General features: G+C 75.4%; 17 protein-coding genes and 1 pseudogene. 9 read left to right on the forward strand and 9 right to left on the reverse strand.

Annotated elements, in window-relative coordinates; all coding sequences use genetic code 11:
• Positions 1-7: 7 nt before the first annotated feature.
• Positions 8-664, forward strand: a complete 657-nt coding sequence (locus ACVJO7_RS21680) for a TetR/AcrR family transcriptional regulator (protein WP_491674389.1) — start codon at positions 8-10, stop codon at positions 662-664.
• Positions 665-802: 138 nt separating this feature from the next.
• Positions 803-2242, forward strand: a complete 1440-nt coding sequence (locus ACVJO7_RS21685; RefSeq protein ID WP_491674390.1) for an MFS transporter — start codon at positions 803-805, stop codon at positions 2240-2242.
• Between the two features lie 3 nt (positions 2243-2245).
• Here ACVJO7_RS21685 and ACVJO7_RS21690 read toward each other — a convergent pair whose 3' ends face one another.
• Positions 2246-3127 carry a LysR family transcriptional regulator gene (locus ACVJO7_RS21690; protein ID WP_491674391.1) on the reverse strand — a complete coding sequence of 294 codons (882 nt, stop codon included), beginning with the start codon at positions 3125-3127 and terminating at the stop codon, positions 2246-2248.
• A gap of 80 nt (positions 3128-3207) precedes the next feature.
• On the opposite strand from ACVJO7_RS21690, the gene ACVJO7_RS21695 reads away from it, so the two are divergent.
• The 3 genes from ACVJO7_RS21695 to ACVJO7_RS21705 are packed head-to-tail and all read left to right on the forward strand — an operon-like array spanning position 3208 to position 6013.
• On the forward strand, positions 3208-3879 hold the full coding sequence (locus ACVJO7_RS21695; RefSeq protein WP_491674392.1) for an acyclic terpene utilization AtuA family protein: 672 nt from the start codon (positions 3208-3210) through the stop codon (positions 3877-3879).
• Entirely contained in the window at positions 3768-4484 is a 717-nt protein-coding gene (locus ACVJO7_RS21700; protein ID WP_491674393.1) for an AtuA-related protein, read from the forward strand. Before ACVJO7_RS21695 ends, ACVJO7_RS21700 begins: the two co-directional genes overlap by 112 nt.
• Positions 4481-6013 carry a CoA transferase gene (locus ACVJO7_RS21705; protein WP_491674394.1) on the forward strand — a complete coding sequence of 511 codons (1533 nt, stop codon included), beginning with the start codon at positions 4481-4483 and terminating at the stop codon, positions 6011-6013. Before ACVJO7_RS21700 ends, ACVJO7_RS21705 begins: the two co-directional genes overlap by 4 nt.
• A 114-nt stretch (positions 6014-6127) precedes the next feature.
• On the opposite strand, the gene ACVJO7_RS21710 is transcribed toward ACVJO7_RS21705, so the two are convergent.
• A complete protein-coding gene (locus tag ACVJO7_RS21710; protein WP_491674395.1) occupies positions 6128-6568 on the reverse strand; it encodes a PPOX class F420-dependent oxidoreductase in 441 nt (146 codons plus the stop codon).
• Positions 6569-6602: 34 nt separating this feature from the next.
• On the reverse strand, positions 6603-7694 hold the full coding sequence (locus ACVJO7_RS21715; protein ID WP_491674396.1) for a DUF368 domain-containing protein: 1092 nt from the start codon (positions 7692-7694) through the stop codon (positions 6603-6605).
• 228 nt (positions 7695-7922) lie between these two features.
• Between ACVJO7_RS21715 and ACVJO7_RS21720 the strand changes: the two genes are divergently transcribed.
• Both ACVJO7_RS21720 and ACVJO7_RS21725 read left to right on the forward strand, forming a co-directional pair.
• On the forward strand, positions 7923-9659 hold the full coding sequence (locus tag ACVJO7_RS21720; protein WP_491674397.1) for a P-loop domain-containing protein: 1737 nt from the start codon (positions 7923-7925) through the stop codon (positions 9657-9659).
• A 118-nt stretch (positions 9660-9777) separates the two neighbouring features.
• Positions 9778-9975 carry a hypothetical protein gene (locus ACVJO7_RS21725; RefSeq protein ID WP_344017739.1) on the forward strand — a complete coding sequence of 66 codons (198 nt, stop codon included), beginning with the start codon at positions 9778-9780 and terminating at the stop codon, positions 9973-9975.
• Positions 9976-10041: 66 nt separating this feature from the next.
• On the opposite strand, the gene ACVJO7_RS21730 is transcribed toward ACVJO7_RS21725, so the two are convergent.
• The 3 genes and pseudogenes from ACVJO7_RS21730 to ACVJO7_RS21740 form a co-directional block, all read right to left on the reverse strand.
• On the reverse strand, positions 10042-10257 hold the full coding sequence (locus ACVJO7_RS21730; RefSeq protein WP_491674398.1) for a hypothetical protein: 216 nt from the start codon (positions 10255-10257) through the stop codon (positions 10042-10044).
• An 8-nt stretch (positions 10258-10265) separates the two neighbouring features.
• Positions 10266-10505: pseudogene (locus tag ACVJO7_RS21735) on the reverse strand (MGH1-like glycoside hydrolase domain-containing protein); the annotation flags it as partial.
• Between the two features lie 48 nt (positions 10506-10553).
• A complete protein-coding gene (locus tag ACVJO7_RS21740; RefSeq protein ID WP_491674399.1) occupies positions 10554-10754 on the reverse strand; it encodes a hypothetical protein in 201 nt (66 codons plus the stop codon).
• A gap of 44 nt (positions 10755-10798) precedes the next feature.
• On the opposite strand from ACVJO7_RS21740, the gene ACVJO7_RS21745 reads away from it, so the two are divergent.
• A complete protein-coding gene (locus tag ACVJO7_RS21745; RefSeq protein ID WP_491674400.1) occupies positions 10799-10987 on the forward strand; it encodes a hypothetical protein in 189 nt (62 codons plus the stop codon).
• Positions 10988-11008: 21 nt separating this feature from the next.
• Here ACVJO7_RS21745 and ACVJO7_RS21750 read toward each other — a convergent pair whose 3' ends face one another.
• Genes ACVJO7_RS21750 through ACVJO7_RS21760 form a run of 3 tightly spaced genes read right to left on the reverse strand, consistent with a single transcriptional unit; the run spans position 11009 to position 14323 of the window.
• Positions 11009-11890 carry a 3-methyladenine DNA glycosylase gene (locus tag ACVJO7_RS21750; RefSeq protein WP_491674401.1) on the reverse strand — a complete coding sequence of 294 codons (882 nt, stop codon included), beginning with the start codon at positions 11888-11890 and terminating at the stop codon, positions 11009-11011.
• A gap of 55 nt (positions 11891-11945) precedes the next feature.
• A complete protein-coding gene (locus ACVJO7_RS21755; protein ID WP_491674402.1) occupies positions 11946-13010 on the reverse strand; it encodes a hemolysin family protein in 1065 nt (354 codons plus the stop codon).
• Positions 13007-14323: a hemolysin family protein gene (locus ACVJO7_RS21760; protein WP_491674403.1), complete on the reverse strand. Its 1317-nt coding sequence runs from the start codon at positions 14321-14323 to the stop codon at positions 13007-13009. The genes ACVJO7_RS21755 and ACVJO7_RS21760 overlap by 4 nt, the downstream gene beginning before the upstream one ends.
• Before the next feature lie 134 nt (positions 14324-14457).
• Here ACVJO7_RS21760 and ACVJO7_RS21765 point away from each other — a divergent pair, with 134 nt between their 5' ends.
• The gene (locus ACVJO7_RS21765) at positions 14458-15252 is read left to right on the forward strand and encodes an SDR family oxidoreductase (RefSeq protein WP_344017726.1); all 795 of its coding nucleotides are present in this window, start codon (positions 14458-14460) and stop codon (positions 15250-15252) included.
• The last annotated feature ends 24 nt before the right edge of the window (positions 15253-15276 follow it).

The following is a 15276-nucleotide window of genomic DNA, read 5'->3' on the forward strand; positions in this document are numbered from 1 at the left end:
GACCGGCGTGGCGGCAGTCCCGGAGGAGACCGGACGTCAGCGCGACGCGGAGCGGACCCGCGCCGAGATCCTGGACGTGGCGACCGCCGAGTTCGCCGAGCGCGGCCTGGCCGGCGCCCGGGTGGACGAGATCGCCGCGCGCACCCGCACCACCAAGCGGATGCTGTACTACTACTTCAACTCGAAACAGGGCCTCTACCTGGCCGTCCTGGAGCGGGCGTACGCCGGGATCCGGGCGCTCGAGCGCGATCTCGACATCGCCGGGCTCAGCCCGGTGCGCGCCGTGCGGGCGCTCGCCGAACTCACCTTCGACCACCACGAGGCGCATCCGGACTTCATCCGGCTGGTCGCCATCGAGAACATCCACCACGCCGAGCACCTGCGGGCCTCGCCGATGCTGCCCGGGCTCGCCGGGCCCGCGGTCGACGTGCTCGACGGCATCCTGGCCCGCGGCCGCGTGTCCGGGCTGTTCCGCGCCGACGTGGACGCGCTCGACGTGCACGTGGTGATCAGCTCGTTCTGCGTGTTCCGGGTGGCGAACCGGCACACCGTGTCCGCGATCTTCGGCCGTGACCTGCTCGAACCCGCCCGGCGCGAGCACTACCGGCGGATGGTCGGCGACCTGGTCGTGGAGTACCTGACCGCGCACGTCGGCCGGGACTGAGCCGGAGCGGCCGGCATCCGGGGCTTGACACGGCCCGGGGCTCAACTCACTATTCGGTACGTAACTGTTTGGTACATAAGAGCGTGCCCGGTCGCGGCCCGCCCGTGCCTGCAACGACGCACACGCCTGGAGGACCCGGTGAGTCCCATCCCGTCATCGGCCGGCCCGGAGGGCCCCGGCTCCCCGTCCGGCGGCGCGCCGCACGAAGGCGCCGCCACCGACGAGCTCCCGCCGACCGCGCAGCCGAAACGGGCCGCGCTCGCCGCGTGGGTGGGCAGCGCGCTGGAGTACTACGACTTCTTCATCTACGGCACGGCCGCGGCCCTGGTGTTCAACCGGGTCTTCTTCCCCGACACCAGCCCGGTCGCCGGCACCCTGCTGGCGCTGGCGACGTTCGGCTTCGGCTACGTCGCCCGCCCGCTCGGCGCGGTGCTGTTCGGGCACATCGGGGACCGGATGGGCCGCAAGAAGGTCCTGGTCGCGACGCTGCTGCTGATGGGCGGCGCGACGCTGGCGATCGGCTTCCTGCCGAGCTACGAGCAGGTGGGCGCGCTGGCGCCGGCGCTGCTCGTGACCTGCCGGCTGCTGCAGGGCCTGTCGGCGGGCGGTGAGCAGGCCGGTGCCAACTCGATGACGCTGGAGCACTCGCCGCAGCACCGGCGGGCGTTCTTCACCAGCTTCACCCTCTCCGGCACCCAGGCCGGGCAGATCCTGGCGACTGCGGTGTTCCTGCCGGTGGCGCTGCTGCCGGAGGAGGCGCTGCTCAGCTGGGGCTGGCGGGTGCCGTTCTGGGCGAGCGTGCTGGTGCTGATCGCCGGCGTGCTGATCCGGCGCACCCTGCACGAGACCCCGGTGTTCGAGAACGAGCTCGCCGACGACCGCCGGACGGCCGCGGACGGTGCCCCGGCGCCGTCGAAGAAGGAGCAGCTGCCGATCGCCGCACTGGTGCGCGGGCACTGGCCGAACCTGCTGCGGGTCACCCTGGCGGCGACCGTCGCCTCGGTCAGCACCCTGATGACCGTCTTCGCACTCTCGTTCGCCGTCAACACGGTCGGCCTGGAGCGGTCGACGATGCTGTGGGTGGTGGTGTCCGCCAACGTGGTCGCCCTCGGCGCGATCCCGCTGTTCGCGACCCTGGCGGACCGGATCGGGCGGCGGCCGGTGTTCATCGGCGGCGCGCTGGGCAGCGCGGTCATGCTGGCCGCGTACCTGTGGGCGGTGTCCACCGGTGACTGGGTGATGATCTTCGCGACCGGCATCCTGCTCTCCGGCGTGGTGTACAGCGCCGCGAACGGGGTCTGGCCCTCGCTCTACGGCGAGATGTTCCCGGCCCGGGTGCGGCTCACCGGGATGGCCGTCGGCACCCAGCTCGGCTTCGCGCTCGGCGGCTTCGCCCCGACCATCGCGACCGCGCTGGCCGGCGACTCCGCAGCGGGCTGGTACCCGGTGGCCGTGTTCGGTGCGGTGATCTGCGTGGTCGCGGCGGCCTCGGTGTACAGCGCCCGGGAGACCGCGCACCTGTCGATGGCCGAGATCGAGACCGTGCAGGACCGCACCCGGGAGCCGGCCCGGGTGTGAGCCTCACCGGGAGGCGGCGGCGACGAGCAGGCGCACCACGCCGTCGTCCTCCCGGTCGGCCCGCCACACCGCCTCGGTGGTGAGCCGGACGTCGGCGCCGGTCACCGGCAGCACGTGCACCGGCTCCCCGACGAACGCCTTGTGCGTCGCCCCCGGTCCCAGCCCGACCAGGGTGAACTCCTGCCCGGCCGCCACCACGTGGGCGAGGTCGCCGGGGCTGTGCGTGTCGAGCTCGATCCGCCGGTGCACGCCGTGCCCGGCCAGCAGCTCGCCGGTCGCCCGGTAGACGGCCGGGGCCGCGTCGTACCGGATGGACGCGTCGGGCAGCCCGGCCAGCTCGTCGAGCCGGACCTCGGTGCGGTCGTCGAACCCGAGACCGTGCCCGACGGCGACGCCGGCCGGCCGGGAGTCGACCCGCCGCTCGCGCAGCCGTGGGTCCTCGGCCCGGCCGTGCACGAAGGCCAGGTCGAGATCGCCGCGGGCCACCGCGGCGGCGAGCTCGGCGCTGGAGCCGGGCCGGATCCGCACGGCCAGCTCCGGATGCGCCGCCCGCAACCGCTCCAGGAAGCCGTCCCGCACGGCGGCGGTGACGTGCGGCGCCAGCCCGACCGCGGCGACCGGGTGCCCGCCGGCGGCGGCCAGCTCGCCGGGCAGCGCGTCCACCCGGTGCACGATCTCCCGGGCCCGGGGCAGCAGCGCCCGGCCGGCCCCGGTGAGCGCCATCCCGCGCGGGGACCGGACGAACAGCGGTGTGCCGAGCTCGCGTTCGAGATCCCGGATCCGCCGCGACAGCGGCGACGCGGCCAGGTGCAGCCGCGCCGCGGCCCGGGTCAGGTTCAGCTCGTCGGCGACGGCGATGAAGTAGCGCAGGTGGAACAGCTCCACGTCGCATGACCCTAGAGGTCACGCCATGCTGTGTACATCGGTCCTGGTCGGAGGCGGTCTGCGGCTCTAGCGTGACCGGCATGGGCACACGATCGCTGCGGATCGCGAACGTCTCCGGCTACCTGGGCGACCGGTTCACCGCCGTCGACGAGGCGATGACGGGCGATCCGGTGGACGTGCTGATGGGCGACTACCTGGCCGAGATCACCCTCGCGGCGCTGGCCGCCGGGGCCCGGCGCGGCAAGCCGGGCTACGTCGGCTACGCCCTCGACCAGCTCACCCCGCACCTGCCCGAGATCGCCCGGCGCGGCATGCGGGTGGTCACCAACGCCGGCGGCTTCGACCCGGCCGGGATGGCCGCGCAGCTGCGCCACCGGATCGCCGACGCCCGCGTCGCACTGCGGGTCGCACACGTCGCGGGGGACGGGGTGCTGGACCGGCTCGCCGACTTCCACGCCGACGGGCACGGCCTGGAGCACCTGGACACCGGCGCCCCGCTCAAGGACTGGGGCGTCGAACCGATCGCCGCGAACGCCTACCTCGGCGGCTTCGGCATCGCCGCCGCGCTCGCGGCGGGCGCCGACATCGTGGTGACCGGCCGGGTCACCGACGCCTCGCTGACCGCGGGCCCGGCCGCCTGGTGGCACGGCTGGACCCCGGACGGCACGTCGACCAGCTCGACGTCACCCCGCTCGGCGTCGCCGCCGTCGATCCGGCCGACCAGTGGGCCGCGACCGTGCCGATCCGGGTGATCGCCACCGCCCGCGACCCGGAACCGCTGCGCCGCTTCGCCCCCGCCGTCGGATCGCTGTACCTGCAGGGCTTCCCCGGTTTCCACCACGACGGGCACGCGCCCCGGGCCACCGAGCCGTGGCCGCGGATCGAGTACTGGCCGGCGCTGCTGGACGCGACGCTGCTCGACGAACACGTCGTGCTCGACGACGGCAGCCGGATCGACCCGCCGCGCCCGTCGGCGACCGCCGCGCCGGAGGAGCTCGCCCAGCCGGTGCATCCCGATCCGCAGCTGCCGGCACCCGACGGCGCACCGGTCGAGCTCGGCCGGTACGTGCACGCCCGGGCCGGGGACAAGGGCGGCAACGCCAACGTCGGGATCTGGGTGAAGGACCCGGAGCACTGGGACTGGCTGCGCGCCACGCTGAGCGCCGGACGGGCGGCGGCGCTGCTGCCCGAGGCGGGCGGGGCGATCGTCCGGCACGAGTTCCCGCACCTGGGCGCGGTGCACCTGGTGCTGACCGGGCTGCTCGGGTCGGGCGGCTCGGCGAACCTGCGGGTCGACCAGATCGGCAAGTCCGTGGGGGAGTACCTGCGGGCCAAGCACGTGCCGGGTCCCCGGTGACCGGGCCGGTTGTGGACGGTGCTGCCGGGACCGGGCCGGCCGACGACCTCACCGCCCGGGTCCGCGCGGCCGTCGAGCACCCGGCCACCGGCGACGCGTTCGACCCGGCCGCCGCCCTGGACGGCCTGCTCGCCGGGACCGGGCTGTCCGCCGCCGACACCGGCGGCCGGATCGGCTTCGTCGGCGCCGATCCGGTGGTGCCCAGCGCGCTGCGGCTCGGCGGGGGAGCGGCCGTCGCGCTCGCCGCCAGGTCGGTCGGCGTCGCCGCGATCCACCGGGACCGCGGCGGCGACGGCCAGGACGTCACCGTGGACGTCCGGCGTGCACCGCACCGGCTCTGCCCGTTCTACGACCGGCGCTGGGAGCTGCTCAACGGCTACCCGGCGGCCAGCCCGGCGATCACCTCGCAGGCGCTCGGGTTCTCCTTCCACGAGACCCGGGACGGCCGCTGGGTGATGCCGCTCAACCCGTACCCGAAGCTGCGCCACGCCGCCGAGACGTTCCTCGGGGCGCCCGAGGCGGGCGTCGCCGACGCGATCCGCCGGTGGGACGCCGCGGAGCTGGAGGAGGCCGCGGCGGCGGCCGGGATCGTGCTGCCGATGGCCCGGACCCCGCAGGAATGGCTCGGCACCGCCCAGCACGCCGCGATCGCGGACACCCCGCCGATCACGCTGCGCCGGATCGGGGACGCCCCGCCCGAGCCGTTCCCGGTCCGCGGCCGCGCCGACCTGCCGCTGGACGGGCTGCGCGCGCTCGGCATGGGGCACGTGATCGCCGGGGCGGGCACCGGCCGGTCGCTCGCCCTGCACGGCGCCGACGTGCTGAACGTGTGGCGGCCCGACGAGTTCGAGCACGACACCACCTACGTCAGCGCGAACGTCGGCGTCCGCTCCTGCACGGTGGACCCGCGCTCGGCGGACGGCCGGGCGCTGCTGCGCGGGCTGCTCGCCGGCGCCGACGTGTTCCACGCCAACCGGCGGCCCGGCTACCTGGACTCGATCGGCCTGTCCGCCGCCGAGGCCGCGGCCGTGCGGCCGGGGATCGTGCACGCCACCACCACCCTGCACGGCCCGCACGGTCCGTGGGCGGACCGGATCGGCTTCGACCAGTCCGCCGGGACCCTGGTCGGGATGATGACGCTGGAGGGCGGCGGCGGGCGGCCGCGACTGTCCCCGATCCTGGTCGTCAACGACTACATCGTGTCCTGGCTGACCGCGACCGGGATCTGCGCGGCGCTGCGCAGGCGTGCGACCGAGGGCGGCTCGTGGGCGGTCGAGGTGTCGCTGGTGCGGGCCGCGCTGTGGATGCTGGAGCTCGGCGTGTTCGATCTCGGCTACGCGCGGGAGGTCGCCGGGACCGGGACGGAGCACGCCTACCCCGATCCGGAGACCTTCACCGCGTCCACCCCGCTCGGTCACTACCAGGGCGTCACCGACCAGGTGACGATGACGGCGACGCCCGGCGAGTACCGGACGGTGCTCGTGCCGCGCGGCTCGTCCCGCCCGGAGTGGCTGCCGCGCCCGGCCTGAGCGGGTACCCGGGCCTCCCGGCACCGCGCGGTGCGGCGAGCGCCGGTCGGCTCACCCGGGCCCGGGAGGGAGCTGGAGCTGGAGCCGGGGCGGGGGCCGGTGCCGGTGCCGGGGTCACGGTGCCGGTGTCGCCGGTGCCGCGGGGTCGCGGTGCTCGCCCTGCACGGTGCGGTTGTGCGAGGTGCCGTCGACCTGCGCCAGCACCCGGTGCGGCCGGATCCGGATCACGCCGGGCGCCCCGCCGCGGAACGGCCCGCCGGGTACCTCGCCGGGCAGCAGCTCGGCGGTGCCGCGCACCTCGACCCAGCGCGGCGACCAGCCGGGGCCGTCCCCGGTGTCGTCGACGACGAGCGCGACCCGCGGGTCGCGCCGCACGTTGCGCCACTTCTGGGTGGCCGGGTTGTCGATGCCACCGACGTCGATCGTGCCGTCCGGGTTCACCAGGTAGCCGACCGGGCGGATCTGCGGGCCGCCGTCCGGGCCGATGGTGGCGAGCCGGGCGAGCCGCCCGGTCCCGCGCAGGTATCCGAGCTCGCTGTCGCTGAAGATGCTCATGCGAGCGATCCTCGGAGGTGAACCCGGCTTCAGGTCAAGGGTTTCCGGGGCCGTCCCGGCGGTCGATCCGGGGGAGCGGGCGGGTGACGTCGGCGTCCGGGCCGCCGCCGCCGGGTGTGCCGGATCCCTCGGCGGGGCGGACCGGGCGCAGGAACCGGGTCTCCTCCTCGGCGGACACCGGGGCGGGCCCCGAAGACGACACCGGGGCGGGCCCCGAGTCGGTCACCGGGGCGGGCTCGGTGCGCGGCTCGACCCGGCGCTCCAGCACCATGATGCCGATCACGAGCGCGGTGCCGAGCAGCGCCGGGACCAGCATCGCGATCCAGCCCGGGTCCGGGGCCAGGACGCCGCGTGCGTCGTCCTGCCAGGGCCACAGCGCCCGCAGTGCACCCAGCAGCACGCCCACGATGATCACCATGAGGGTGCGGCGGTGGTGCTCCAGCAGCCACTGCAGCAGCGAGACGAAGGTGCCCAGCCCGACGATCGCGCCGAGCGCGAAGACCGCGATGTAGGCAATGTCGAACTCGGCGACCGCGCGCAGGGTGGGCTCGTAGAGTCCGAAGACCAGCAGCAGGAACGAGCCGGAGAAGCCGGGCAGTACCAGCGCGCTGATGGCGATGGCGGCGGCGAGCCCGATCAGGACGTACGGCGGCCGCCCGTCGCCCGCGGCCGGCGGCAGGCTGCTCACCAGGTACGTCACCGCGAAGGCGACGACCACGATCGACCACTCGCGCCAGCCGCGCAGCATCCCGGTGATCCGCAGCGGTACCGCGACCGAGGCGGCGACCATCCCGAAGAACACCGCCCGGGAGCCGACCGGATGCGCCTCGATCAGGTCGGGCAGCACCCGGGACGCCAGCACGACGGCCAGGATCATCCCGACCGCGACCGGCACCAGCAGGCCCCAGTCCAGCCGGCGGAGCTGCTCGCGCGGCCGGACGTCGCCGCCGGCCTGGCCGGGGAGCAGGCCGCGGACCGCGCCGACCAGGTGGCCGGCCTGGGCGATCAGCCGCTCATAGATCCCGACGACGAGGGCCATCGTCCCGCCACTGACGCCGGGGATCGTCTCGACGACACCGATCGCCGCGCCACGCGCGAGGTGGACTCCGGACTTACGCGACAACACGACGGGTCAGGCTACCGACCGGCGTTCGGGGACGAACCACTCGGGTGAGCAGGACCCGCCTGAACAGCGTGATTGCAGAACGGAACGGTACGCGGGGCGGGCATGCGGGAGGCCGGGACCGGGCGGCCGGCCAGGCTGCGGACCGGCCAGGCTGCGGACCGGAACGGGTGTGAACCGGCACGGCCGGGTACCTACGGTGGGACCGCAGACCCGTCCGGAGAGGACCGCATGACCCGCACGCACCGCACCCGCCCCGATCGTCGCACGGCCGGCCCGCCGCCGTCCGGTCTGCAGGGCGACGGCCGGGAGCTCGCCGCCCGGCTGCACGGCCTGGATGGCTCGGGCTACGGCGCCTACAGGGGTCTCACCGGGCGCTGGTCGTTCGACGGCGTCGAGCTGGCGGTCCGCAAGGTCCAGGCTGATCCGTTCGCGCCGCCGTCCCGGCTGCGGATCACCGTGCCCGCGGCGACCGCGGAGCTGCCCGCGGAGCTGTACCGGACCCCGGTGCGGGCCAGGGCGCTCGGCGGGTTCCTGCTCCGTGCGCTGCGCGCCGCCCTGCGCGACACCCCGCTGACGGTGGACGCCGGCGGCCAGGAGGTGCTGGAGCGCAGCGCGATCGGGATCGACCGGGAGTCCGGCGACGTCGTCGTCGAGCTAGGGATGCCGCTGCCGGGGCACGGCCGCCGGATCGCCGGGCACGCCGCCGCACGGACCCTGACCGACGACCTCCCCGCTGCGGTGCACAGCGCGCTGACCTGGACGAACGCTGACCGCGACCGGGCGGTGGAGTTCGTCGAGACGGTCGAGGACGCCGGCGCGCTGCGGGACGCGCTGCGCGCCGAGGGCCTGACCGGGTTCGTCGCCGACGGCGCCGTGCTGCCCCGCGCCTCCGGCATCGACGACCGCCCGCTGCGCGACGCCGTCCCGTTCGAGGCACCGGAGTCGCTGCGGGTCACCCTGCACACCCCGAACCGCGGCCCGGTGCGCGGGATGGGCTTCCCCGAGGGCGTCACGCTGATCGTCGGCGGCGGCTACCACGGTAAGTCCACCCTGCTGCGGGCGCTGGAGACCGGGGTGTACGACCACATCCCCGGCGACGGCCGGGAGCTCGTCGTGACCCGGCCGGACACCGTCTCGGTCCGTGCCGAGGACGAGCGGTCGGTGCAGCGGGTGGACGTCCGCGCGTTCGTCTCCGACCTGCCGTCCGGCCGGCCGACCGACGACTTCTCGACGCCGTCGGCGTCCGGCTCGACCTCGCAGGCCGCGTCGACGATGGAGGCACTCGAGTCCGGCGCCGACACGCTGCTCGTCGACGAGGACACCTCGGCGACCAACGTGATGATCCGGGACGCCCGGATGCGCGAGCTGATCTCGGCCGAGCCGCTGGTGCCGTTCGTCGACCGGGTCCGCCCACTGCACCGCGAGCACGGCGTGTCCACGGTGCTGGTGATGGGCGGCTCCGGGGACTACCTGGACCGGGCCGACACGGTGATCCTGCTGCAGGACTACCGGGTCACCGAGGTCACCGGGCGGGCCCGGGAGATCGCCGGAGTGGCGCCGGGCGCCGACGACGCCGGCTTCCCCGCGTTCGGGCACCGGGTGTTCGATCCGGCGAGCGTCGATCCGCAGGTCCGCGGGCGCCGCAAGATCACCGCCCGCGGCCGCGGCCGGCTCACCTTCGGCGCCGAGGACATCGACCTGTCCGCGGTGTCCCAGCTGGCCGACCCGTCGCAGACCACCGGCATCGGGCTGGCCCTGGCGCACCTGACGCTGGACGGCGTCACCCTCGCCGAGGCACTCGACCGGCTCGACGACGACCTGCGGCGCGACGGTACCGCCGCGATCGCGCACGGCACGCTCGCCGACTTCGCGGTGCCCCGCCGGCACGAGGTCGCGGCGGCCCTGAACCGGTTGCGCTCCGCCCGGGTGACCGGCCACCGTCGTCAGAACGCTCCGCGATCCTGACCAACGGGTGACCGGCTGATTCCATCGGGTGACACCGGGAACCGGGCGGACCGCACGGCCGACCCCTCCCGACGGCGCGGATGTCCGTCCGCGCGCCGTCCGAGAGGGGAGCACCCGCATGCGTCACATCGCCACCTTCTGCGGCAGCTGCAACTGCGGCTGCCCCGAGCTCTACGTCGACGAGGCCGCCGCCCCGGAGAAGCGGATCGTGATCACCGACGACTTCGGGCAGCGGATCCAGATGAGCGTCGACCAGTTCTCGGACCTGGTGGCCTCGGCCCGCGACGGCGTGCTGGACCAGGTGGTGTCCGCCTGACCGGGCCGGTCAGGCCAGCCACTCCAGGGCGGCGGCCGCCGTCCACGGGCGTGGCTGCCCAGCGCCTCACCGGTGAAGGGCCCGCTCGGAACCGGGCGGCGGCGATGCGGCGCTGCTCGGCGGCGTGTCGTCCGGCCTGCCGAACTCGTCGCAGGTGCCGGCCGGTGTCCCGGCCGCGGCGGCGAGCACCGCGGACAAGGACGCGTCGCGCACCCGGAAGTCGACGTCGAGCCGGTCGCGGCGTCGTCGTAGCCGACCGAGCGCATCTGCTCGACCGGCCACAGGTAGCGGTCGTACTCGGTGTCGGTGGGGCGCTCCCCGGCCGAACCGACGTGCAGCACGTCGCGGCGCCGGTAGGGCGGCAGCGGGCCGGGCGTGATCCGGGCGTAGTGGCCGTCCCAGCACGGCGAGTTGTCGAACCCGGACTCCCAGCTGTGGTGGATCTCCACCAGCCCGGCGCCGTCCGGGTCCCGCGCGGAGGCCAGCCACCGGTGCCAGGCGAGCCAGCCGTCCAGCGAGCCGGCGACCAGCCGTTCGCCTCGGCGGCGTCCGCGCCGCCGTTCTCCCGGCGGTGGTGCTCACGAGGGTCGGTTCTCCACCAGATGGGCGGGGGCGGGCAGGTCCGTCCCGGCCACGTCGATCCGGTCGCCGTCCGGGGTGAGCGTCGCGGCCAGGAAGTTCATCGGCGGGGAGCCGAGGAAGCCGCCGACAAACTTCTCGGACGGGGTGTCGTAGACGGCCAGCGGATCGCCGAGCTGCACGATCCGGCCGGAACGCATGACGGCCACACCCGGTCGCCCAGCGACAGCGCCTCGCCCTGGTCGTGGGTGACGTACACGGTGGTGACGCCGAGGTCCTGGACGATCTTCTTCAGGACGCGGTCAGCGAGCGCGCCCGGCCGGTCGTGGACGCGAGCACGCTGGGCCCGCGGGCCATCCCGCTCGGGCTGGCCCGGCTGGTCGCCCGCACGGTGTTCGCGCCTGAGGCGGTCGACCGGCTGGTCGCCGGCTGAGCCGGACCGGTCCCGGGGGACTCAGCGGCCGGCCGGCTCCGGCAGGGCCGCCGCCAGGTCGATCAGCCGGTCCCGCAGCGGCGCGGCCCGCTCGGCGAACCCGGCCTGCGCCCTGGCGTACCCGGCCCGGCCCTCGGCGGTCTCGATCCGCACCGGGGTGAACCCGTGCGCGGCCAGATCGTAGGGGCTGGCCCGCATGTCCAGCTCGCGGACGTCCGCGGCCAGCTCGAAGCAGTCCGCGACCAGCTCCGACGGGACCGCCGGGGCCAGCTTGTAGGCCCACTTGTAGAGGTCCATCGTGGCGTGCAGGCAGCCCGGCTGCTCCAGCTCGGCCTGGGTCTCCCGGGTCGGGGTCAGCGTGTTGCGCGGGGCGGCGGCCTCGGTGAAGAACCGGTGGGCGTCGAAGTGCGAGCAGCTGATCCGCTGCGACTCCACGACGGCGTCGGTGCCGGCCGCGCCCAGCCGCAGCGGCACCGACCCGTGCCGCGGCCGCTCGGTGCGGTAGACCATCGCCCACTCGTGCAGGCCGAAACAGGCCAGCCGCGGTTCCCGGGACCGGGTAGCGGTGAGCAGCCGGTGCACGAACGCGGCGGTGCCGCGCAGCCGCGGCGGCAGCGCGGCCGGATCGAGCAGCACCCCGCCGTCGGTGCGCCGGTAGCCGGGCCGGTCCAGGAAGCCGTCCGCGCCGTCCCCGGTGAGCAGCACTCCGGGGCCCGGGTCCCAGCGCTCAAGCTGCGCCGGCCGGTGCGAGTAGTAGGTGAACAGGAAGTCCCACACCGGATGCGGCTCGCCGCGCCGGCGGCGCTCCCGGTGCTGTCCGGTCCAGGCGGCGACCCGCCGCCGGTGCGCCTCGGCGCGGGCCCGCCATCCGGGCCCGTCCAGCACCTCGGTCGGCTCGGCCACGGTGCCGACGGTACGGGCCCCGATGGTCCGGCCGGTGTTCAGGGCGGGGCGGTGTTCAGGGCGGGGCGTCCGGGGCGTGCGTGGCGTCCCGGACGGTCCCGACGAACGCCTCGGTGACGTCCTCCAGGGTGACCACGCCGACCGTGCGGTCCCGGTCGTCGACGGCCCGCGCCAGGTGCGCCCTGGCCTCGCGCATGATCGTGAGTGCCTCGTCCAGCCGGGCCCCGACCGGCACCGGCGGCAGCGCGCGCACCCGCTGCGGCGGGATGGTGGCGGCGTCCGCGTCGGCGAGATCCAGCACGTCCTTGACGTGCAGGTAGCCGGTCAGCCTGCCGTGCGCGTTGCGGACCGGGAACCGGGAGAACCCGGTGCGGCCGACGGCCGCGGTGAGCGCCCCGACGGTGGGCGAGCCGTCCAGGCAGACCAGGTCGTCCAGGCCGACGACCAGCCCGTCGACGTCGGCGACGGTCGACTCGGCGGAGGCGAGCGTGCGGCCGATCCGGGCGGACTCGTCGTCGTCGAGCAGGCCCTCACGGCGTGCGTCGTCGATCATCTCGGACAGCTCGCCGGAGGTGAACGCGGTCTCCAGCTCGTCCTTCGGGGTCACCCCGGCCAGCCGCAGCGTCCCGTTCGCGATCCGGTTGAGCAGCTCGACGAACGGCCGCGCCAGCGCCGTCCACACCAGGAACGCCGGGACCAGCACGATCGCCGCCCGCTCCGGCCCGGCGATGGCGATGTTCTTGGGCACCATCTCGCCGAGCAGCATGTGCGCGACCACCACGAGCAGCAGCGAGATCCCGAACGCGATCGGGTACGCGAGCGCGGCGGGCACCCCGAGCGCGGCCAGCGGGCCGTCGATCAGGTGCGCCACCGCCGGTTCCCCGAGCCGCCCGAGCAGCAGCGACGCGATCGTGATGCCCAGCTGGGACGCGGCCAGCATCCGGGACAGGTCGTGCGCGGAGTCGAGCACCGTGCGGGCGCCCGCCGAGCCGGCCTCGGCCATCGCCTCCAGCCGGTCCTTCCGGGCGGAGATCAGGGCGAACTCGGCGGCGACGAAGAACGCGTTCGCCCCGAGCAGCGCGATCGCCGCGAGCAGCGCCAGCAGGTCCCCGGTGCTCACGACGGCTGCACCGGCTCGCGGACGAGGCGGATTTCGGCGACCCGGTTCCGGGTGCGGCGCAGCACGGTCAGCCGCCAGCCGTCGCGCACCAGGTCGTCGCCGGCGTCCGGGATCCGGCCGAGCTCGGCGAGCACCAGCCCGGCCAGGGTCTCGTAGCCGCCCGCCGGCATCCGGAAGCCGGTCGCGGCGAGCACCTCGTCGGGCCGCATGAGCCCGGACAGCACCCAGCCGTCGCCGAGCCTGCGGACCCGGACCTGCTCGGCGCGGTCGTGCTCGTCGCGGACGTCACCGACGATCTCCTCCACCAGGTCCTCCATGGTGACCAGCCCGGCGGTGCCGCCGTACTCGTCGACGACCACCGCGGTCTGCAGGCCGGCCGCGCGCAACCGGGTCATCAGCAGGTCCCCGTCCAGCGACGACGGCACCGTCTCCACCGGCCGGGCCAGCTCGCGCGCCCGGGTGGACGCCCGCTCGGCGGCCGGCACCGAGAACGCCTGCTTGACGTGCACCAGGCCGAGCGGGACGTCCGGGTCGCCGTCGACCACCGGGAACCGGGAGAAACCGGAGCGCCGGGCCAGCGCGACCAGGTCGGACACCGTGCCGTCGGCGTCGATCGTCTCCACCCGGGGCCGCGGCGTCATCAGGTCGCCCGCGGTGCGGTCGGTGAACCGCAGCGACCGGTCCAGCAGCGCGGCGGTGGCCGGATCGAGGCTGCCGCTGGCGGCACTCGCCCGGACCAGCGAGCTCAGCTCGTCGGGGGAGCGGGCCGAGCGCAGCTCCTCGGCGGGTTCCACGCCGAGCCGCTGCACGATCGCGTTCGCCGCCGTGTTGAGCCCGGTGATCAGCGGCCGGAACACCGACGCGAACCCGGCCTGCAGCCAGACCACCGCCCGGGCGACCTCCAGCGGGTGCGCGATCGCCAGGTTCTTGGGGACCAGCTCGCCGAACACCATCGACAGCACGGTGGCCACCACCAGCGACAGCGCGGTCGCCGAGCCGGACGCCCAGCCGCCGGGCAGCCCGATCGCCTCCAGCACCGGGCGGATCAGGCCGGCGATCACCGGCTCGGCGATGTAGCCGGTGGCCAGGGTGGTCGCGGTGATGCCGAGCTGGCAGCCGGAGAGCTGGAAGGACAGGGTCGCGTGGGCGCGCCGGACGGCCCGGGTGCGGCGGTCGCCGAGCCGGGCGACGGCGGACTCGATCCGGCTGCGCTCCAGCGCGGTCAGCGAGAACTCGGACGCGACCGACACCGCGGTCCCCAGCGTGAGCACCGGCACGGCGAGCAGGCCGAGCAACGAGAGCAGGACGGTCACCGGGGACACTCCGGACGGCGGGTGCGGGCTGCAACGGTGCACGACGATACGGAGCGGCCGCGGGCGGCGCGCGGCGGGAGCTGCGAGTGATGTCACGCCGTACGGGAACCGATCGGGGGCTAGGTTGGTCAGCCATGACCACGGCGACGACGCCCCCGTCCGCGACACCGGGACCCGATCCCGGCGGGTCGCCCCTGGCCGGTCGCCGCGTGCTGGTCAGCGGCGCGTCGGCCGGGATCGGCGAGGCGACCGCGCGGGCGCTCGCCGCCCGGGGTGCCCGGGTCGGGCTGCTGGCCCGCCGGGCCGACCGGCTCGGCGCGCTGGCCGACGAGCTGCCCGGTGCGGTCGCGGTGCCGGTCGATCTCACCGACGACGACGCCGTGCCGGCCGCGGTCGGCACGGCGGCCGCCGCGCTGGGCGGGCTGGACGCGCTGGTGAACGCGGCCGGGGTGTTCCACGCCGGCGAGGTCGCCCCGGCTGCGGGGGAGCAGCCGATGGCGTCCCCGCAGGACTGGCGGCGGATGTTCGACCTGAACGTGGTGGCGCTGCTGGTGCTCACCCGGTCCGCCGCGCCGTACCTGGTGGCGGGCACCGATCCGGCGGTGGTGTCGATCTCGTCGATGTCCGGGCGCCGGGTGCCGACCGCCGCGGGCGCCGTCTACGCGGCGTCCAAGCACGCGGTGCACGCGGTGTCCGAGGGCCTGCGGATGGAGCTGGCCCCGCGCGGCGTGCGGGTCACCACGGTCTCGCCCGGGTTCGTGCGCACCGGGATCGTCGACGACTGGCCGGACGGGCCGCTGCGGGACCGCTACGCCGAGCGGCTGGCCGCGGTCGGGCTGGACCCGGCCGTCGTCGCCGACGCGGTGGTGCACATCCTGTCCAGCCCGGCGCAGGTCGTCGAGTACGCCCTGACCTCGGTGACCCAGTGACGGCGGCGGCGTCCGACCCGGCCC

The sequence above is a fragment of the Pseudonocardia sp. DxW genome, from assembly GCF_058448985.1.